Raw genomic sequence first — 19,678 nt, forward strand, 5'->3', positions numbered from 1 at the left:
AAGTAGATTTTTGCAATGGAATTATTAGAGAATTCCGGGAGGGAGTGGCGTATGATAGCGTATTTGTCAAATCTAATGATACCGATGGTCATATTTGGTATTGTGATTTTAGCATTGAGCACCAAAATTGATATGTTTGCTGCATTCACCAAAGGAGCTAAAGATGGTTTTAAGGTTGTATATGAGATACTGCCGACACTTATAGGATTGATGCTTGCCGTGGGGATTTTAAGAACTTCGGGAATACTTGATGTGGTGGGAGATATACTTGCAAAGCCACTTTCAGTTATAGGATTTCCGTCACAACTGGTTCCTTTATCGCTAGTGAAAATGTTTTCATCATCTGCCGCAACAGGTCTGCTTTTGGATATTTTTAAAAAATTTGGTACAGATACATATGAGGGTCTGCTCGCATCAATATTGATGAGCTGTTCTGAAACGATATTTTACACAATATCAGTATATCTGCTGGCAACAGGAAACAACAAAGAAAAACCATTTCAAAAAACAGGCTGGATACTGCCGGGGGCATTGGTTTGTACGCTTGCAGGAATGATAGCGAGCGTCATTATTGTAAAAATTATGTAGGGTTTGTACGCTTGCAAAATGATAGCGGGCATCATTATTGTAAAAATTATGTGGATTATGTTATACTTATGAAAATTATATGAGCTGACATTAATTTCAAACAGTAAAAATGTACTCGTTTTGAGAAGATACCGAGAGTACATAGAAAACAGATGGAGGTAAACAATGATGGAATGTGATACATGTGCAAATTATACATATGATGAGGAGTATGAAGAGTATGTGTGTGATGTAAACATGGATGAGGACGATTATGTAAGGTTTATAACAGGCAAATGGGAAGCCTGTCCTTATTACAGGAATGGCGATGAGTACAGGGTTGTAAGAAAGCAAATGTAAAAAAGATTATCGTCTAAATATTATGTAGCTTTAATAGTAGCTGATAGTGTTATGAGCAAGTGACATACATAGCATACCACGAATATCCATCTGGTTAAAAAATAGAGATATGTACTCTCGGAATTTTTTGAATGAAGAATTTCGAGAGTACATAGATTATATATGGAGGAAAAAATGTTTTCTTGGATTACAGATTTAGATATAAATACACTATATTATATACAGGGGCATTTTAGAAATGAGTTATTAAACAGCATTGTAAAAGTATTCACATCTTTAGGAAATTATGGACTGATATGGATATTGTTGACGATTTTTCTTTTGGTTTGCAAAAAGACAAGAAAGACTGGAATCGTATGTGCTATTGCACTCATAATCGATCTGGTGATATGCAATGGAATATTAAAAAATATATTTGCAAGAACAAGACCTTATGATGCCTATAAGGATATAAGATGTCTTATAGAGCCACAGCCAGACTATTCATTTCCGTCCGGGCATACTGCAAGTTCATTTGCTGCAGTAGTGCCAATACTGGCTGACAGAAATACAAGACGGCTTGGAATAGTGGCTCTTGTGGTTGCAATACTCATGGCTTTGTCGAGAATATATGTGTGTGTGCATTATCCGAGTGATGTTTTAGCGGGTGTTATCGTTGGAATATTTTGTGGAGTGCTTGCCTGTATGTGCTATAAAATGAAAGGCTATTCCGCCCCAAAAAACAAGTCAATAATACATTGAGCAAGCTCATGTATTATTGACTTATCTTTTTTAGGGCTGAACTGTTACAAATTTGTGTTAAAAATTTGAAAAAAGATGTTGACAAGCGGATAAAAAACTGATAATATATGTCTTGTTCGTGACAAATGAATGTGTTGTGAACGAAATGCGGAAGTGCTGGAATTGGCAGACAGGCTAGACTAAGGATCTAGTGTTGGCAACGACGTGAGGGTTCAAGTCCCTTCTTCCGCATTGCTTGACAGATATGAATCTGTTTGGATAAGGAAATCTTAATAAGGTTTCCTTATTTTTGAATAACAGTAAAATTGTTTACTATGATATTGTTATAGATTGCAAATGAAAGATAGTTTCATTTAAAAGAAAATGAAGTAAACATTTATATCTTAAATTTTAAAGATTTGACTGTGGGAAGTAAAAACTTCCGTGCTAGCCGGGGAGTTAGCGGCTCCTTGTAACCTGCAATCCGCTATAGCAGGGGTGATGTCTTGTCGAGGGCTTGTTTTTTGCAATGCTGCCCCCGGTAAGTGGCGTTGACGCTTTGGTCTTGCGCAATGAAAACTCATGAACCGTGTCAGGAGGGGAACCTAGCAGCACTAAGTGAGAATTTTCGTGTGCCGTAAGGTAGCCGGAGCCGAGCTAACTGTCGGGGTAACGGTTACATTGACATTTTCAAAACAGGATGCACGGATTTATATATATATTATTTTAGAAGCAAGGCTTTAGCCTTGTTTTTTATGTTATAGGAAACTTCTTGTTTTCTATAATATAAAAAAACACCCCGTGAGGATGTGTATTCCGCTCAAGTGCGAAAGAGCCGCAAGCAATTCTTTTTTCTTTTGCGAAAAATTAATGAAACGAAGATACATTGAATTGTTATTTAGCGAAAAAAGAGGAGTAAAGCGAAAAAGTATAGTATTCTTCTTTAACGAAAAAAGTCGAATAAATTGGAAATGCATGGTATTACTAAATTGACGATAAAGCTATTAGATTGTATAATAGAATAAGTATTGCTGCCTGCGTTAAAGCAGGTATGAAATTAAAAAAGAGTGGGAACAGCAGACTGGATGTGAGTTGATAGAGGGAGGAAAGAAAGAATTGAAGGCGGAATTAAAGCTAAATAACATAAACCAGGTTATAAAGGATACCATAATATATGAACAGGGTGATGAAATATCATCGGTAAGTCTTGTAGTAAAAGGCCGCATAAGGATGAGTGCAGAGGGGACAAATATAGTAGTAGGTTCAGGAAATTTTCTTGGACTTTGTGACCTTGTCGGAGATAAATATGGGATTACATATACAGCAGAGACAAATGCGGTTATATATGCATTCCCTAAAATGAGACTAAGCAAAGCAGTAAGAAGTCTTGTCAAGGCAAACAAGGACTATGCAGGGCTTATGGTAGCTTCTTTTAGCCGTATTATTCGTGAACTTTCTATAACATATGAGAAAATAACGGCAATGGCTGACAAACTCTATGAGTTTTTATTGTCAGGTCGTACAAGATATACAGAGATAGCAAAAGAAGCAGGGATTAAAGCTGATAATATCCGCTCAATAGATGACATTGAGGAATATGAACAGGGTGATGTAGATATCGACAAGATAATGTATTACAGGGCTTGCTGTGAGATAGCACCTGATATACAAAAGGCATATTTTGGAGCAAGCTCAGCTATATCAGTATATCATGTTCTCGAACAGGTAAAACTTGTAAATGCCATTATAGCTGAATGTGGCAGAGGAACAGAGTATTTAAAGCTGCTTTCAAAGCCACTTGTCAAAGAGGAAAGAAGTCTTTATATGCAGGTATTTCAACTTGCAAATACGGTTCAGCATATAGGTGGAGAGTCTGGCAATGTCATGTCTTTGTTTGATGATATTATAGATTATATAAATACGCTTGAAAATCTGATGCTCGACAAGGCGGGTGTCGATCTTGAGATAGACCATGAATTTATGGAAGAAACATATTTCAGTCTTTTAAATTCAGATGTTAAAAACGATGACGGTAATGATGCTGATATAGCATTGACAGAGATGGAATATCAGGACATAAGCCAGTTGAATAATTCACTTTCCTTTATACTTGATTATTCAGAGATTGAAAGAGAAGAAGCTTTAGATTTTGAGCAGTATATCACAGATTTTGACAAACTTAGAGACAAGTTCCTGACCGATGATGATACAAGAACGCTCAGAAGAAATATTACAAAGATGTATTATAAGATATACAAAAAGGTATTTCTTAAAGATTATAAATCATCAGAAAGTACGCCGGTAATAATAGATTTGTTTCTGAGGTATGGCTTTATAAGCGAAAAGCTTCTTTCAGAAGAACTTCTTGAACAGCTTTTGTCCATAGACAGACATGATGTTGGAAATGCATCATGTATGGTATATGATATGAAACAGTGGCTTACGGAAATCATAGAGGGACGAAAAGAGCCGTCAAAGAGTGAGTTTGACCTTGATTATGCGGAGAGTTTAAGAGATCGAAAGAGAACGGGTGCGTTGACGGAACAGCAGGTAAATGCAATGGCTGATGACAGGAACGCAAAGTTTGAATTTGAAGTAGATAATATGTTCAAGGCAAACCACCGTATTTTATACGGACAGGTATCGGCATTTGTTCCGTTTTTGTTTACGGACGGTTGTGCATCATCGCTCTTAAAGACATTTATGTCGGGAGACAGGATAAATGCGGCAGTTCACAGACTGCTTCAGATAGATTATTCAGCATTTTACAGAGAGGGATTATATAAAGGAGAGGCAGAAGGTATAAAGAAAGAGTATATAGTTGAGGAAGTTTTCCCTGATTTTATTTTATTCCCTATAGCCGGAAGCAATCCTATCATGTGGCAGGAGATAAGCGGAAGAAGAAGAAATTCAAAAGGGAGATTTTTACTGCCGGCATTTCTTGACACGGATATTGATGCGGCAATGGTTAAACTGTTCGGAAGATTCAGATGGGAGCTTTGCAGAACGATACAGGGTGCTGCATGGAACAACATACAGGTGAAATCTCTCACAAGTGAGTATAGTGATTTTATTCAGTTTTATAAGAAAAACAGGGAATTGTCTGAGGATAAGAAGGACAAGCTTAAAATGCAGATTCAGAAATGCAGAAATAATACGCGTGAGGTGTTTGTTGTTGACTATGAGAACTGGATTAAGCACGAAGCTCATGGAGGAATCGTTTTGAGCAAACCGGTGAGGGAAATTATGGCTACATATTGTCCTTTTGCAAAAGACCTTAGAGATTCAGTTGAAGAGCAGCCTTTGTTTAGGGATGCAATGGCAAGATATAACAGAGAGAAAGGCAAAAAGACAAAAGAGTATGACCTTAAATTCAGGGTATGGGATAAAGATAAGGTTGATGTTCCAAAGGAAATCGTCAAAACAAGAGATTACTATGTAGAGATGTAAGAAATTGTCCCCCTTAAGCAGAAAAATTGTAAATCTGTTTAAGGAGGATTTTTTAATGTATAGGAAAACGCTTGTAATGTAGTGTGGATACTATGACAAAACGCCGGTTGTGCCATTTTTTATATCCAGCCGCCGTCAAGTCTTATTATCTGTCCGGTCATATAACTGCTAGTGGCAGAAATGTCATATACGGCTTTTGCAACATCTTCAGGAGTGCCGATTCTTCCGGCAGGAACTTCGTCAATAACGGCGGCAAGTTCGTCTGCGTCAAGGAAGCTGTTCATGTCGGTGTCGATAATACCGCAGGCAACTGCATTTACCTGTATGTTACTTGGAGCAAGTTCTTTCGCAAGAGCTTTTGTGAATGTGTTAATACCGCCCTTTGTAGCTGAGTATGCGACTTCTGTTGAGGCACCAACACAGCCCCAGACGGATGAGATATTTATTATCTTGCCCTCATGGCTGCCAAGCATAATCGGAATGGCAAGTTTGCAGCAGTTAAAGACAGATGTGAGATTTGAAGTTACTATATCGTTCCAATCTGAAGGTGTCATGTCTTGCAAAAGACCAATATATGAAATACCGGCATTGTTTATCAATATATCAGCTTTGCCAAAGCGTTCTTTTATAAGAGAGAAAAATTCTGCGGCATTTTCAAAAATGCCGATATTTCCTACATATGTCATACAATCTGCACCAATATTTTCTATTTCATCTTTTAATGCGTCAAGCATATCTGCATTTTTGTGACAGCATGTGCATACATTAAATCCTTTTTTGGCATAATAAAGCGAAATAGCACGTCCTATGCCACGGGATGCACCCGTCACTATAACTGTTTTGCTCATAAATTAAAACCTCGTTTTCATATTATTTCCTATTTCAGCACATATTTTTTGTGCATAGTGCAAAAAATCTTGTGTATATAGATTTTTTACATTTAATATACCATACAAACCATATTATTAAAATAGAACAACTATTACGATTTGGTTAAAAAAGTTACGACATTAAGTCTTTTGCTTTACACATAAATTTTTTTTTGTTATAATGTATCATATGTTTTTTTGATATTATACATAAAGAATCAAAGATAGAAAGGTACAATTATGAAAAAGAAAAGTGTGGCAAAGATATTTGCTTTGAGTTTATTAAAGTCAGTATTGGGTATAATAATCATACTTGCCGTGGGCTTTGCAAGTTATAAGATTTCATATACGATTCTCTCAAACAACTCTGAAAAGGTTGGAACGAGTTCAAATGAGATTAAGGATATTTTGGATGAGGCTCAGACAGATGAGATTTCTAAAAATCTTATATATGTAAGTAACGATAAGAAGATTTCGCATCTCATGCTTGAGATTTGCAATACGAAAACAAATAATATGGATTATATAACGATTCCGGTAGGAACGGATTATACTATACCTACTGATATGTATCAGAGATTAAGTACCGTAAATCAGGAAATACCGCAGATTGTAAGATTAGGAAGACTTAAGCAGTACTTTGACAAGGATGAAGATGCATACGGATATGGTGAGCTTATTATTGAAAAGGCTCTCGGCATAAAGATAAGTTACTATACGGTTATCAATCAGGAAACATATGTAAATCATTATTCGAGAAGAAATGTAAATGTTAAGTTTAAGCCGCAGTCGCTTTCGTCATCAGGCAGTAATGGAAGTGTCACGGTAACTGAAAAGATAAATGTAGCAAGTGAGTCTTATTTAAAACAGCTTAAAGATTTAAATGGAGATCAGACTAAGATTGCTGAATTTATAAAGGAACAGTATGAAAGAGTTGATTCGAATCTTACCGTATATAATAAGATTGGTTATGTAGAATGTTACGAGAAGCTCAATTCTGAATATTTCCATTATTGGGGAATACCGGGAATGTATTCAGAGAATATTTTTCAGATAGATACAAAAGCTTCAAAAACTTTTATAAATAAGCTTGTAAAAAATACTACACCATATACACAGTCTCAGAGTTTTAAGAAAGTGTCAAAAAGTTCAGGAAAGTCATCAAAGGGCAAGAACATACTTGTTCTCAACGGCAGCAGGATAAGTGGTCTTGCTTCAGCAGCAAAGACAAAACTTGAGAGTGCCGGATTTAAGGTGAAAAAAATAGGCGATTATTCTGCAGAAACTTTGACACAGACAAAGATTATCGTAAAAGAAAATGGTGCAGGTAAGGATTTAGCACAGTATTTTAGCAATCCTGTTATCGAGACAGGTACCGTAGAAAGCGGTTATGATATAAAGATTATAATAGGAACAACTGATGCAAATAATTAAACACTGGATAAAATTAAAATGCACGCCATAATTAAAGTGACGTGCATTTTTTGAAATGCAGGAATGATTAAGGCTGATAAGTTTGTAAAGTTTATAGATAGAATGAAAGGCATGGTAAAAAATATGCAGTCATCAGTAAAAATAATGGGTATCGATATTGATATGCTCAGCAATGATGTGTTTATTGAAAAAATAAATGAATATCTTAAAGATGATAAAATGGATGTGATATTATTTGCCTCTGCGGATATGATAAACCATGCGGCAGAAGATGACAAATATCATGAGATAATAGATAAGGCAGAACTTTTTCTGCCAGGTGAGGAAGCATTGCTTACAAATTATAAGGTTGATATGCTCGAAGCAGGCGGAATGGTTGTAAGCTGCAAAAGTTTTGGAGTGATGCTTGAAAATCTCTGGAAACAGGACAGGGTTATTTACATAGTAGCGGACAGTGAAGAAGATGTCGAAAATCTTAGGAATTATTGTAAAAAAAATCAACCGGAATTGAAAGTGGCAGGAGATTGTGTTTATTCTGAAGAAATAGAGGATGCTGCGATAGTGAATGAGATAAACAGTTGCACGCCGGATATACTTCTTGTTGATCTGGAGAGCAGTATTCAGGAAAAATGGATAATAGAGCATGTTAAACTTCTGAATGCAAAGATATGTATCGCCATCGGAGGCGTTGCAGGGATAATTATGGCAGAAGAGAAAAAAGTGCCGGTATGGATTGAAAAGATAGGTCTTACAAAGCTTTATGAAAAGTTTGCGATAGAAAGAATTCCGCAGAAATTTATGAAAGCAAAGTTTTTTAGTAAAAGAATAGACAGATATAATACAAAAAATGACCAATGATTTGAACATTTTTACTAAAAAGTAACAATCTATTGGTAAAAACAAACAGTTTTAGGCGGTGTTTATTGTGACATTTCATGATAAAACGAAAAAAACGCAATAATATATACTCTTTGCACAAAAAGTGTAAAATTTATTTGGCTAATTGTCCTATGGTAAAATATTTTAAGATAGTGTATTATAAAACCATGTTAAATGTGAGTCACGAAAAAAGAACATTATAACTAAATTACAACAAATGATTTGGTTATATGTAGAAGAATCACAGGCAGTATTGTTACATGGTTATGGTACTGCATAGTAAAATGAGTTGTAAAATTTAGGAGGACACATATAATGGCTAGTTTATCTTTAAAAAACATTTGTAAAACATATCCAAACGGATTCCAGGCAGTTAAAAACTTCAACCTTGACATCGCAGACAAAGAGTTTATCATCTTCGTAGGACCTTCAGGTTGTGGAAAGTCTACAACACTTCGTATGATTGCAGGTCTTGAAGAAATTTCTTCAGGTGAGTTATGGATCGGAAATACTCTTGTAAATGATGTTGAGCCAAAGGACAGAGATATAGCGATGGTATTCCAGAACTACGCACTTTATCCTCATATGTCAGTTTATGATAACATGGCATTTGGTCTTAAACTTAGAAAGACTCCAAAGGAGAAGATTGACAAACTCGTTCATGAAGCTGCTAAGATTCTTGATATTGAGCATCTCTTAGACCGTAAGCCAAAGGCTTTATCAGGTGGTCAGAGACAGCGTGTTGCCATGGGTCGTGCAATCGTTCGTAATCCTAAGGTATTCCTTATGGATGAGCCTTTATCAAACCTTGATGCAAAACTTCGTGTTCAGATGCGTATCGAGATTTCTAAGATTCACCAGAGACTTGAAGCTACAATCATCTATGTTACACATGATCAGACAGAGGCTCTTACACTTGGTACTCGTATCGTAGTTATGAAAGATGGTGTTATGCAGCAGGTTGCTTCACCTATCGATCTTTATACAAAACCTTGTAATGTATTCGTAGCAGGATTTATCGGATCACCTCAGATGAACTTCATCAACTGTAAAGCAGTTAAAGATGGTTCAGATGTTAAACTTGAGTTTGGTACATACTCAGTTAAACTTCCTGAAGGAAAGGCAGAAAAGCTTGTTGAAGGCGGTTACATTGATAAAGATGTTATCATGGGTATTCGTCCTGAGGATATTAAGGATGAGGAAATCTATGTAAACAATGGTACAGACAATGTTCTTGAGGCTACTGTAAAAGTTTACGAAATGCTTGGTGCTGAAGTATTCTTATACTTCACAGTTGAAGGATTTGACATTACAGTTCGTGTAAATCCTCGTACAACAGCTCGTCCTGGTGATACTATTAAGATTGCACTTGATACAAGCAAGATTCATGTATTTGATAAAGAAACAGAGAAAGTTATTACAAACTAGTCTGTAGCAGGTATTTTGAATTAGATTTAAAAATGTAATTTATGTGAGAAACATACAAATAGAAATGTCGCTATACTTTGGGTATAGCGGCATTTTTTGATGTCTGGGAAAATGCTCGTAATATAGAGATGAGTCAATGAGAATTGCGTGTTACAGAGTATTATAATGTAAAAATATATTTGTTTTTGTTAAAATGCACAATTTTTATATGGAATAATATGTGAAATATGGATATATTGTTTATGAAGTATTTACTTTTGTGCAAATTGATGGTATAGTAAACTAATGGAGTGAAAAAATATATTAAAATTAAAATAGATAATCAACAGATATTGGAGGGAATTTATGATATCTAATCAGGTTTTACAGACTACTATAGACGGACTTAAAAATATTACCAGAATTGATATTTGCGTTATGGACACAGAAGGAAAGGCACTTGCCACAACTATAAACAATGTCGAAGAGTACGAAGATGCTGTTATGGCATTTGTTGAATCTCCAGCAGATAGTCAGGTGCTTCAGGGATATCAGTTTTTTAAGGTTTTTGATGATCATCAGTTAGAGTATGTTATTCTTGCAAAGGGTGACAGTGATGATGTTTATATGGTGGGAAAGCTCGCAGCTTTTCAAATTCAAAATCTTCTTGTTGCGTATAAAGAGCGTTATGACAAGGATAATTTTATTAAAAATCTTTTGCTCGACAATCTCCTTCTCGTAGATATTTATAATCGTGCAAAGAAGCTTCATATAGAGACAAGCGTAAACAGAGTAGTATTTCTTATTGAGACTAAGGATGAAAAAGATTCAAATGCATTAGAGACGGTTAAGGGATTGTTTGCAGGAAAGTCAAGAGACTTTATCACGCAGGTAGATGAAAAAAATATCATTCTTGTCAAAGAGTTAAAAGAAGAAGAAGGTTATGAGGATATGGAAAAGACGGCAAATGTCATTCTCGATATGCTCAACACTGAAGCAATGATAAGTGTGCATGTATCATTTGGTACCATTGTGAATGAGATAAAAGATGTTTCACGCTCATATAAAGAAGCGAAGATGGCACTTGATGTAGGAAAGATATTCTACAGTGACCAAAATGTCATTGCATACAGCAGCTTAGGTATAGGAAGACTTATATATCAGCTCCCAATGCCATTGTGTAAGATGTTTATCGGCGAAATTTTTGGAGAAAATACTCCGGATGATTTTGATGATGAGACTATCGCAACGATAAATAAATTCTTTGAAAACAGTCTTAATGTTTCGGAAACATCAAGACAGCTTTACATCCATAGAAATACTCTTGTATATAGATTAGACAAGCTTGAAAAGAGTACGGGACTTGACCTCAGAGTATTTGATGATGCTATCACATTTAAGATAGCGTTGATGGTTGTTAAGTACATGAAATATATGGAGACATTTGAGTTTTAAACATTGAAGATAATATCTCCCCCGGATTGTACCAAAATCAAAGAGCTGACTCTTTGATTTGGTGTATTCGGGGGTTTTGTTATTGTTTAGCTATGCTGCGTTATAGCTGCACAATTTAATCGTAGGTTATGATAGTTTTGCAAATACCTGCAAATGTGCATAAATAAAAGGTGTAAAAGTTCTTTATATTGTGTTATCATCATATAAATATTTAAATGATTGCGAAACAGGTTATATGTTGTGTTCATTACAGATTATGATAGTAAGAAATGCAAGGCTGAACTGTTATTGTTTCGTAAATGTAGATATAAACTGACAGGAGAGAAATAGACATGAATATGGACAGAGATAGAGAAACAGATATTAATTTTGATTTTTTACGCGGAGTCATTATGGGGGCGGCAGGCTGCATATTAGTTTTGTTGAGTGCACTGACGATTGCTCAATATGCAGGAAAAATCAATGTGGCGGCAGGTCTGAAATGGGATGAGAATGGAATGTCCAAAGAGGCAGTAGAGATAAAGGATAAGGCAGAGATATTGTCGTCGTATATAAACAGATTTTACCTTAATGATATAGATTATGGCAAAATGGGAGATATTATTTATAAGGCGATGGTAAGCGGACTTGATGATAAATATGCTGCATATTATACAAAGGATGAATATAAGGATATTTCAGAAAAGACAAAAGGAGAATTTTGTGGAATAGGTGCGTATATATCACAGGGGAAAAACGATAATTATTTAAAGGTGGCAGGCGTTGTAAAGGGTGGCCCGGCACAAAAAGCGGGAATAAAAAAAGGAGATATTATTGTTGAGGTTGATGGGGAAAATATCCAGGGAAAGGATAGTTCTTATGCCGTATCAAAAATGAAAGGCAAAAAAGGAACAAATGTAAGCATTTCAGTGATGAGAAAAGGAAATAAAAAACCTATCACTTTCAATATTAAAAGAGAAGTGATTCATGATAATACTGTTTCATACAAAATGCTTGATAATAATATCGGGTATATTTCGGTGAGTGCCTTTGAAACAGTTACTAAGAAGCAGTTTAAAAGTGCTGTAGATTGTTTGGAAAAGAAAAATGAAAAAGGACTTATCATAGATCTCAGAGATAACGGAGGTGGACTTTTGGACACCGCACTTGATATGCTGGATCAGATACTTCCTAAAAAACTTGTGGTATATACAAAAGATAAGAACGGAGTAGCAGAGGAGTATTACACAAAGGATGATAAAGAAATAAATATTCCGATAGTTATTCTTGTAAATGGCAATTCTGCAAGTGCTTCTGAAGTTTTTTGTGGAGCACTCAGAGATTATGGAAAAGCGAAACTTCTTGGCACAAAGACTTTCGGAAAAGGAATAGTACAGTCATCATTTGCGTTCCGTGATGGAACAGGACTGAAATTCACGACATCAAAATATTATACTCCTAAGGGCATAAATATACACGGAACAGGTTTTGAGCCTGATATAAAGGTTAAAAGTAACGGAAAAATGACTGCTTTGAAAGAAAGCGGTTATAAAGTTGATAATCAGATAAATGCTGCATTGGATTATCTTACAATAGCTCTTAAATCTAAGCGTTGATGTATCTGCTGTAGTTTTACTGTCGTACACTGATTTATAAAATTTTAGGGAGGTGTTTTTGTGCAAAATTCACAACAAAAATTCAAATTACATTCAGAATACAAGCCAACCGGTGACCAGCCGCAGGCTATCGAGGAACTTGTAAAAGGATTTAAGGAGGGCGACCAGTTTCAGACTTTGCTTGGTGTTACGGGTTCGGGAAAAACATTTACTATGGCAAATGTTATAGAGAAACTCAACAAGCCCACACTTATAATCGCACATAACAAGACTCTTGCAGCACAGCTTTACGGTGAGTTTAAAGAGTTTTTTCCTGAAAATGCAGTTGAATATTTTGTATCTTATTATGATTATTATCAGCCTGAGGCATATGTTCCGTCATCGGACACATATATAGAAAAGGATTCATCGATAAATGATGAGATTGATAAATTAAGACATTCGGCTACAGCGGCTTTAACTGAGAGAAGAGATGTAATTATTGTGGCGAGTGTGTCATGTATATATGGTCTTGGAAGTCCTATTGATTACCAGAACATGACTGTTTCGCTCAGACCGGGGATGATGAAGGACAGGGATGAGGTTATTAAAAAACTTGTTGAAATCCAGTATGCCCGCAATGATATGGATTTTAAGCGTGGTACTTTCAGGGTGAGAGGGGATGTTTTGGAAATATTTCCGGTTTCAGAGTCAGAACATGCAATAAGAGTAGAATTTTTCGGTGATGAGGTTGACCGAATCACTGAGATAGATGTGCTTACGGGAGAGATAAAGGCAGAACTTGAGCACATGGTAGTATTTCCGGCATCTCATTATGTAGTAGACCGTGACAACATGAACCGGGCTATTATTAGGATAGAAAATGAACTTGAATACAGAGTAAAAGAATTTCAGAGTCAGGACAAGCTTCTTGAAGCTCAGAGGATTTCAGAGAGAACAAACTTTGACATAGAAATGCTTCGTGAAACAGGTTTTTGTTCGGGGATAGAGAATTATTCAAGACATTTGTCGGGACTTAAACCGGGACAGCCGCCTCACACACTGCTTGATTATTTTCCTGATGATTTTATTATAATGGTTGATGAGTCACATATCACGATACCTCAGATAAGAGGAATGTATGCAGGTGACCGTTCAAGAAAAAACACACTTGTTGAGTATGGTTTCAGATTGCCGTCAGCACTTGACAACAGACCTCTTAATTTTGACGAGTTTGAAAGCCACATAAACCAGATGCTCTTTGTATCAGCCACACCGAATGTGTATGAGAAAGAGCATGAGCTTGCAAGAGTTGAACAGATAATAAGACCAACAGGTCTTCTTGATCCTGAGATTACCGTAAAACCGGTCAAAGGTCAGATTGATGATTTAGTGGGTGAGATAAGAAAGACACTTGATGCAGGAAATAAAGTAATGATAAACACACTTACAAAAAAGATGGCAGAGGATTTGACAAATTATCTGAAGGAGATAGGCATAAGGGTGAGGTATCTTCATTCAGATATAGATACACTTGAGCGTTCAGAGATAATTAGGGATATGCGAATGGATGTGTTTGATGTGCTTGTCGGTATAAATCTTCTGCGTGAGGGGCTTGACATACCTGAGATAGAGCTTGTTGCAATACTTGATGCTGATAAAGAGGGATTTCTGCGTTCGGAGATTTCTCTTATCCAGACTATAGGCAGGGCGGCGAGAAACGCTGATGGTCGTGTTATCATGTATGCAGATGTGATAACGGAGTCGATGAGAAATGCGATAGATGAGACGAACCGAAGAAGAAAGATACAGGCAAAGTATAATGAGGAACATGACATTACGCCACAGACAATAAAGAAAGCAGTAAGAGACCTTATCAGTATATCAAAGAAAGTTGAGACAAGCAGCGAGGATATAACTAAGGATATTGAGTCGATGAGTGAGAAGGAGATTGACAAACTTGTTGCAAAGATTAAGAAACAGATGCATACGGCGGCAGCAGAACTTAACTTTGAGCTGGCGGCGAAGCTGCGTGACCAGTTGATTGAGATAAAAAAGCTTGAGTGAAAATAATGCAGGTTGAGAGGAGTTTTTTGATAGAGAGGAAATTTTGATGACTGATAGTAAGATAAAATTGCCGGTGGGAATAAATATCGGTGTGGACTATTATCCGGAGCACTGGGATGAGTCACTATGGGTTAATGATGCGGATATGATGCATGAGGTGGGTGTTAAAATTGTCCGTATGGCTGAGTTCGCATGGAGCAGACTTGAACCGGATGAGGGCGATTTTGATTTTGAGTGGCTTGACAGGGCGGTTAAACTTTTTGAGGACCGGGATATATATGTTGTTTTGTGTACGCCTACTAACACACCTCCACAGTGGCTTTTTAAAAAGTATCCGGAGATTATCCAAATTGATAAAAAGGGAAATAGGATTTCCATTGGGATAAGAGGACACAGGTGTTTGAACAGCCCTGTTTACAGGGAACTTTCTAAAAAGATAATCACGCATATGGTCGAGAGATATAAGGACAATAAATATGTTATAGGTTATCAGATTGACAATGAGCTTGAGGCAAATCACTGTTGTTGTGATGTGTGTAAAAGTTCTTTTAGGGAATGGATTAAGAAGAAATATGGTACGATACAGGCGGTCAATAAGGCATATGGAAATAATGTGTGGAGCGGTGAGTATAGTGATTTTTCACAGATTATGCCGCCGATGAATGAAAATGGGAAATGGCTGAATCCCTCGCTTAACCTTGACTTTAACAGATACGCATCTGAGAGCACCTGCGATTATGTTAAGTTTCAGTCGGACATTATCAGAAAAATCTCTCCTGATAAATTTATTACGACAAACAACTGGCTATGTGAGAATATGCCTGATTTTTATGATATGTTTGAAAATCTTGATGTTGTATCATATGACAATTATCCGCTTACAAATCTGCCAAAAGATGATGAAACATTGTATTCGCACGCATTTCACCTTGACCTGATGCGTGGCATAAAAAATAAAAACTTCTGGATTATGGAACAGCTAAGCGGAAGTGTCGGAAGCTGGATGCCTATGTCACTTACAACAAGACCCGGAATGTTAAAGGGGTATTCACTTCAGGCAATCGCACATGGTGCGGATGCCGTTGTGCATTTCAGATGGCGCACGGCTGTTTCTGGTGCTGAGATGTACTGGCATGGGATAATAGACCACAGTAATGTGCCTGGGAGAAGATATAAGGAGTTTTGTGGACTTTGCGATGAGGTTAAAAAAATTCAAAATCTTGCGGGAACAATATGCAGAAATGAGATTGCGATACTGTATTCATCTGACAATGAGTATGCATTTAAAAATCAGTATCAGGCGGAGAAAATGTATTATCTTGAGCAATTAAAACAGTGGCATGATGCATTTACCTGTCTGGGACTTGGAGTTGACATTATAAATCAGACACAGAGACTTGACAAATATAAAATTGTCATCGCACCGACAATGCTCGTTGAGAGTGCGGAGACATTAAAAGAACTTGAAAGAGCGGCAAATAATGGAGTTGCCGTTATTTTAACGAATCGTTCAGGTGAGAGGGATTATAATAATAAATGTATTATGGAACAACTGCCGACGATATATTCCGAACTCACGGGAATAAAAGTGACTGAATATGAAGCGTTGCCTGATGGTATGGAAGTGAGGCTGAGATTGTCGGATGAATTTGCTGAAAAGTCGAAGTATGCCTTAAAGAGTGAAAGAGAAGAAAATGCAACATCACAATATAATTTAGAAAGCCAAAATAAGGAAGTTGAAAAATCAGACTATGCATTAAATAGTGACAACGATGTAAATTCAAATGAAGAAATAAGAAAAGTGAAAATTATTGGAAAACGATGGTGCGATATAATAGAAGAAAACGAAAATGTGGAAGTGCTTGCAAGATATGATGAGCAGTTTTATAAAGATTTTGCGGCTGTCACAAGAAATAAATATGGTGATGGAGAAGTCTATTATTTTGGTACAGTATTAAATCGTGACGCAAGTATAGGATTTGCAAGGGAGATTGCCAAAAGGCAGCAGCTTGACATAATAGACGGACTTCAAAAAGGTGTGGAAGTTACATATCGTTATGGTGATAAAAAGTGGCGTTTTATATTTAACAATACCGAAAAAGAGCAGAAAGTCATTATCGGGAAAGAACAGATTACATTAAAGCCATTTGAGATGAACATACAAGAAACTATCTTGCATTGAAGAAAAAAGGAGAGTATAATTGATTATATAGGAATATTAAGATGGTTTAGGATAAGTCTTTATATGAATTTGACAAGGAGTGATTTTTATGCAGATAAGTGGTATCAATGTAATGAACAATATCAGCAGTATATATACATATGGAAATTCACATTTTAACCAGATACAGAACAATCCTGTTACTCCGGTAACAAAGGTTAAAAGCACACAGCCTGTTGATGGCGAACAGGACAAGTCAAAATATGCTGTTGTTTATGGAAATGATAAGACAAGTGAGACATATGACACTAAAGAAGCAGATGAAGTCAAGTCAAAATATGCAGATGCACAGAATGTCTCATATAATAATACAAACAATCCATATGAGATTTCAAAGATGGAAAGAGACAGCATGATATTATCCGGAATGAATTTTGATGAGTATGCATAGCAAATATGCATAGCAAATATGCATAGCAAATATGCATAGCAAGTATGCATAATAAGTATTAAACAGGGGGAATTATCGCATGATGAAATGGTGGAGAAGATTGATTTTTTCTATTATCAGTCTGGTATTGGGATATATTTCTCTTGATTATCTTTACTCCGCTTTTACGAAACTTACAAATGCATCGGGAAGTGCAGCAGCATACAGTCCTAAAGGAGATGGCTTGTCACAGCTTTTAGGGGCGGTTATGTTTTTGGGATACTTTGTTGTTCTTGGATTTTATATCTGGATGATAAAGAGGTGTTCACCAAAAATTGACCTTATAGAAGAAGATGCCAAAACCGGAGAGCAGAAAGTAAAGAAAAAATGGTTTGATATTATACTTCAGATAGTTATCATTATTACCGGTATGATAATAAGATGGGCATATCTTATGTTCATATATCTGCCGAAATTGTAAAATAAAAACACCATAGAATTTAAGATTTAGAGCTGTAACTATCAGTTTTTAAAACAGAGTGTGAACAGCATTTAAATCTTGTATCCTATGGTGTTTTTTCACTATCAGAGAAGTTTTTGTAATCGTGTTATAAACCGGTAAGCAGAGCTTACCGGAAATATTTGCCTGACTACATATCCTTTTGGAATTTTATGCTTCTAAAGCAATGTATCAATGTGCAGGTGAAAATCTTTTGAAAGATCATATGTTTTTGTGTCTGATATGACAATAGGTCTTGAGAGAAAGTTTTTATTTAACAATACAACACGACCAACATCGCCATTTGATAATTTTACTTCTGTATTGATGTAGGCTTCAACGGTTCTTTCGATAAATTTATACAATGCTCCCGGCTCGTAGAGTTCTTTTTGCAGCTCCATATGTTCAAGGACAGGGAACGGACAAATTCCTTTCCTATATACTCTGTCGGCAGTCATTGCATCATAAACATCTGCAATGGCGACAATACCTGAAAATAAATCGATTTCATTTCCCTTTAAACCATTTGGATAGCCTTTTCCGTCATATCGTTCGTGATGCTGAAGTGCAGCAAGTTTTATTTTAGAGTTTAAATTTTTGGTTGAAAGGATTTCATAACCATATTCAGGATGTTTTTTGATAATAGCATATTCGTTATCGGTAAGCTTTGAAGGTTTTTGGATGATTTCAGGTGGAATACGCAACTTTCCTATATCATGCAACATTCCCGCTATCATAAGCGTTTCAATATCATCATGGCTTAAGTTCATCCATGTACCAATAACATTACATATAAGTGCAACATTTATAGAGTGGGCGTATGTCAAATCATCGTATCCACGCATACATTGCATCATTTCAAGAAGATGAAGTGGATTCCTGGATCTTTCGAGTATGCTTTCTATTTCTGAAATCATTTCATCGACAAGTCCGTCGCCGCTTTTTATTATCATATCATTTAATGTCTTTTTGAATCCTGTAAGGCATGAATCAAATTGTGAATGAAATTTTTTGAAATCTTCTGACTGCTCAATTCGTTCAAAGTATGTTGGTTTTTGATTGTAATTATCATTATTGTTAGTGTTTTCAGTCTTTTCAGGTGAATCATTAACAAATATATATACTGTTTTAATGGCATAGTGCTTTAGTTTACTAATTATATCCGGTGTAAGTTCAGTGTTTTCCTGAATGATAAGCCGACCGTTATATGTATAAACGGATTCTGCAACAATCATTCCGGGACGCAAATTAGCCGTAAATAGTTTTTTCGTTTTCATTATTATCATCTCCCTCTTCTTTTCAGATAAAGGCATCCACATATATTATAACATTGTAATGCATAGAAAAACAAGTATATAGAGGGTTTAAAAGCATTAAATTTATATTTAAAAAGTTTGGTGTAACAGTTCAGCCTCTCATTTATTACATTCGTAAACCTGCCAGCAAGCTGTCAGTCGCTGCTATGCAGCTTGTGTTTACTTCATTTCATAAATGAAAGGCTATTCAGCCCAAAAAAGATGAGTCAATAATACATTGAGCAAGCTCATGTATTATTGACTCATCTTTTTTGGGCTGAACTGTTACAGTTTGGCTGAAAAAATAATAAAAAAGTGTTGACAAATGTAAAAAAAGCTGGTAGTATATGTATTGTTCGTGACAAACGATACTTATGTTTGTTAAGGGTTAAATGCGGAAGTGCTGGAATTGGCAGACAGGCTAGACTAAGGATCTAGTGTTGGCAACGACGTGAGGGTTCAAGTCCCTTCTTCCGCATTGGATATGTTTGGAAGTCTGATGTTGTATCAG

15 protein-coding genes, 2 tRNA genes and 1 other RNA gene are annotated in these 19,678 nt (G+C 36.1%); 16 read left to right on the forward strand and 2 right to left on the reverse strand.

Translation table 11 applies throughout. The features are described from left to right. Positions 1-15 precede the first annotated feature (15 nt). From DW721_RS14680 to DW721_RS14700, 6 genes are all read left to right on the forward strand, one after another. Positions 16-588 carry a nucleoside recognition domain-containing protein gene (locus tag DW721_RS14680; RefSeq protein WP_118746176.1) on the forward strand — a complete coding sequence of 191 codons (573 nt, stop codon included), beginning with the start codon at positions 16-18 and terminating at the stop codon, positions 586-588. A 165-nt stretch (positions 589-753) separates the two neighbouring features. After that, complete coding sequence (locus tag DW721_RS16195) at positions 754-927, forward strand: DUF6472 family protein (protein ID WP_182436346.1); 174 nt, start codon at positions 754-756, stop codon at positions 925-927. A 174-nt stretch (positions 928-1,101) separates the two neighbouring features. Next, the gene (locus tag DW721_RS14685) at positions 1,102-1,668 is read left to right on the forward strand and encodes a phosphatase PAP2 family protein (protein ID WP_118746177.1); all 567 of its coding nucleotides are present in this window, start codon (positions 1,102-1,104) and stop codon (positions 1,666-1,668) included. Between the two features lie 147 nt (positions 1,669-1,815). Continuing rightward, positions 1,816-1,899 (forward strand) — tRNA-Leu (locus DW721_RS14690). A gap of 190 nt (positions 1,900-2,089) precedes the next feature. Next, positions 2,090-2,355, forward strand: an RNA gene (gene ffs / locus DW721_RS14695) — signal recognition particle sRNA large type. A gap of 408 nt (positions 2,356-2,763) precedes the next feature. Then, positions 2,764-5,097 carry a cyclic nucleotide-binding domain-containing protein gene (locus DW721_RS14700; RefSeq protein ID WP_182436343.1) on the forward strand — a complete coding sequence of 778 codons (2,334 nt, stop codon included), beginning with the start codon at positions 2,764-2,766 and terminating at the stop codon, positions 5,095-5,097. Positions 5,098-5,216: 119 nt separating this feature from the next. On the opposite strand, the gene DW721_RS14705 is transcribed toward DW721_RS14700, so the two are convergent. Continuing rightward, on the reverse strand, positions 5,217-5,945 hold the full coding sequence (locus DW721_RS14705) for an SDR family NAD(P)-dependent oxidoreductase (protein ID WP_118746179.1): 729 nt from the start codon (positions 5,943-5,945) through the stop codon (positions 5,217-5,219). Between the two features lie 261 nt (positions 5,946-6,206). On the opposite strand from DW721_RS14705, the gene DW721_RS14710 reads away from it, so the two are divergent. From DW721_RS14710 to DW721_RS14750, 9 genes are all read left to right on the forward strand, one after another. Further along, entirely contained in the window at positions 6,207-7,400 is a 1,194-nt protein-coding gene (locus tag DW721_RS14710; protein WP_118746180.1) for an LCP family protein, read from the forward strand. 63 nt (positions 7,401-7,463) lie between these two features. Then, positions 7,464-8,258, forward strand: a complete 795-nt coding sequence (locus DW721_RS14715) for a WecB/TagA/CpsF family glycosyltransferase (RefSeq protein ID WP_022014256.1) — start codon at positions 7,464-7,466, stop codon at positions 8,256-8,258. A gap of 336 nt (positions 8,259-8,594) precedes the next feature. Next, the gene (ugpC, locus tag DW721_RS14720) at positions 8,595-9,707 is read left to right on the forward strand and encodes a sn-glycerol-3-phosphate ABC transporter ATP-binding protein UgpC (protein ID WP_022223968.1); all 1,113 of its coding nucleotides are present in this window, start codon (positions 8,595-8,597) and stop codon (positions 9,705-9,707) included. 345 nt (positions 9,708-10,052) lie between these two features. After that, a complete protein-coding gene (locus DW721_RS14725) occupies positions 10,053-11,141 on the forward strand; it encodes a helix-turn-helix domain-containing protein (RefSeq protein ID WP_022013597.1) in 1,089 nt (362 codons plus the stop codon). A gap of 332 nt (positions 11,142-11,473) precedes the next feature. Further along, entirely contained in the window at positions 11,474-12,736 is a 1,263-nt protein-coding gene (locus DW721_RS14730; protein ID WP_118746181.1) for a S41 family peptidase, read from the forward strand. A gap of 60 nt (positions 12,737-12,796) precedes the next feature. Beyond that, positions 12,797-14,782, forward strand: coding sequence for an excinuclease ABC subunit UvrB (gene uvrB, locus DW721_RS14735; RefSeq protein ID WP_118746182.1), 1,986 nt, complete (start codon positions 12,797-12,799; stop codon positions 14,780-14,782). A 46-nt stretch (positions 14,783-14,828) separates the two neighbouring features. Beyond that, positions 14,829-16,964: a beta-galactosidase gene (locus DW721_RS14740; protein ID WP_118746183.1), complete on the forward strand. Its 2,136-nt coding sequence runs from the start codon at positions 14,829-14,831 to the stop codon at positions 16,962-16,964. 88 nt (positions 16,965-17,052) lie between these two features. Then, entirely contained in the window at positions 17,053-17,394 is a 342-nt protein-coding gene (locus DW721_RS14745) for a hypothetical protein (RefSeq protein ID WP_118746184.1), read from the forward strand. A 79-nt stretch (positions 17,395-17,473) separates the two neighbouring features. Next, positions 17,474-17,854, forward strand: a complete 381-nt coding sequence (locus DW721_RS14750) for a hypothetical protein (RefSeq protein WP_022013592.1) — start codon at positions 17,474-17,476, stop codon at positions 17,852-17,854. A gap of 197 nt (positions 17,855-18,051) precedes the next feature. Here DW721_RS14750 and DW721_RS14755 read toward each other — a convergent pair whose 3' ends face one another. Next, entirely contained in the window at positions 18,052-19,149 is a 1,098-nt protein-coding gene (locus tag DW721_RS14755) for an HD-GYP domain-containing protein (RefSeq protein ID WP_182436344.1), read from the reverse strand. Between the two features lie 412 nt (positions 19,150-19,561). On the opposite strand from DW721_RS14755, the gene DW721_RS14760 reads away from it, so the two are divergent. Then, a tRNA-Leu gene (locus DW721_RS14760) sits at positions 19,562-19,645 on the forward strand. The last annotated feature ends 33 nt before the right edge of the window (positions 19,646-19,678 follow it).

It is taken from the genome of Clostridium sp. AM27-31LB (assembly GCF_003480745.1).
Taxonomy (GTDB): Bacteria; Bacillota; Clostridia; order Lachnospirales; family Lachnospiraceae; genus Butyribacter; species Butyribacter intestini.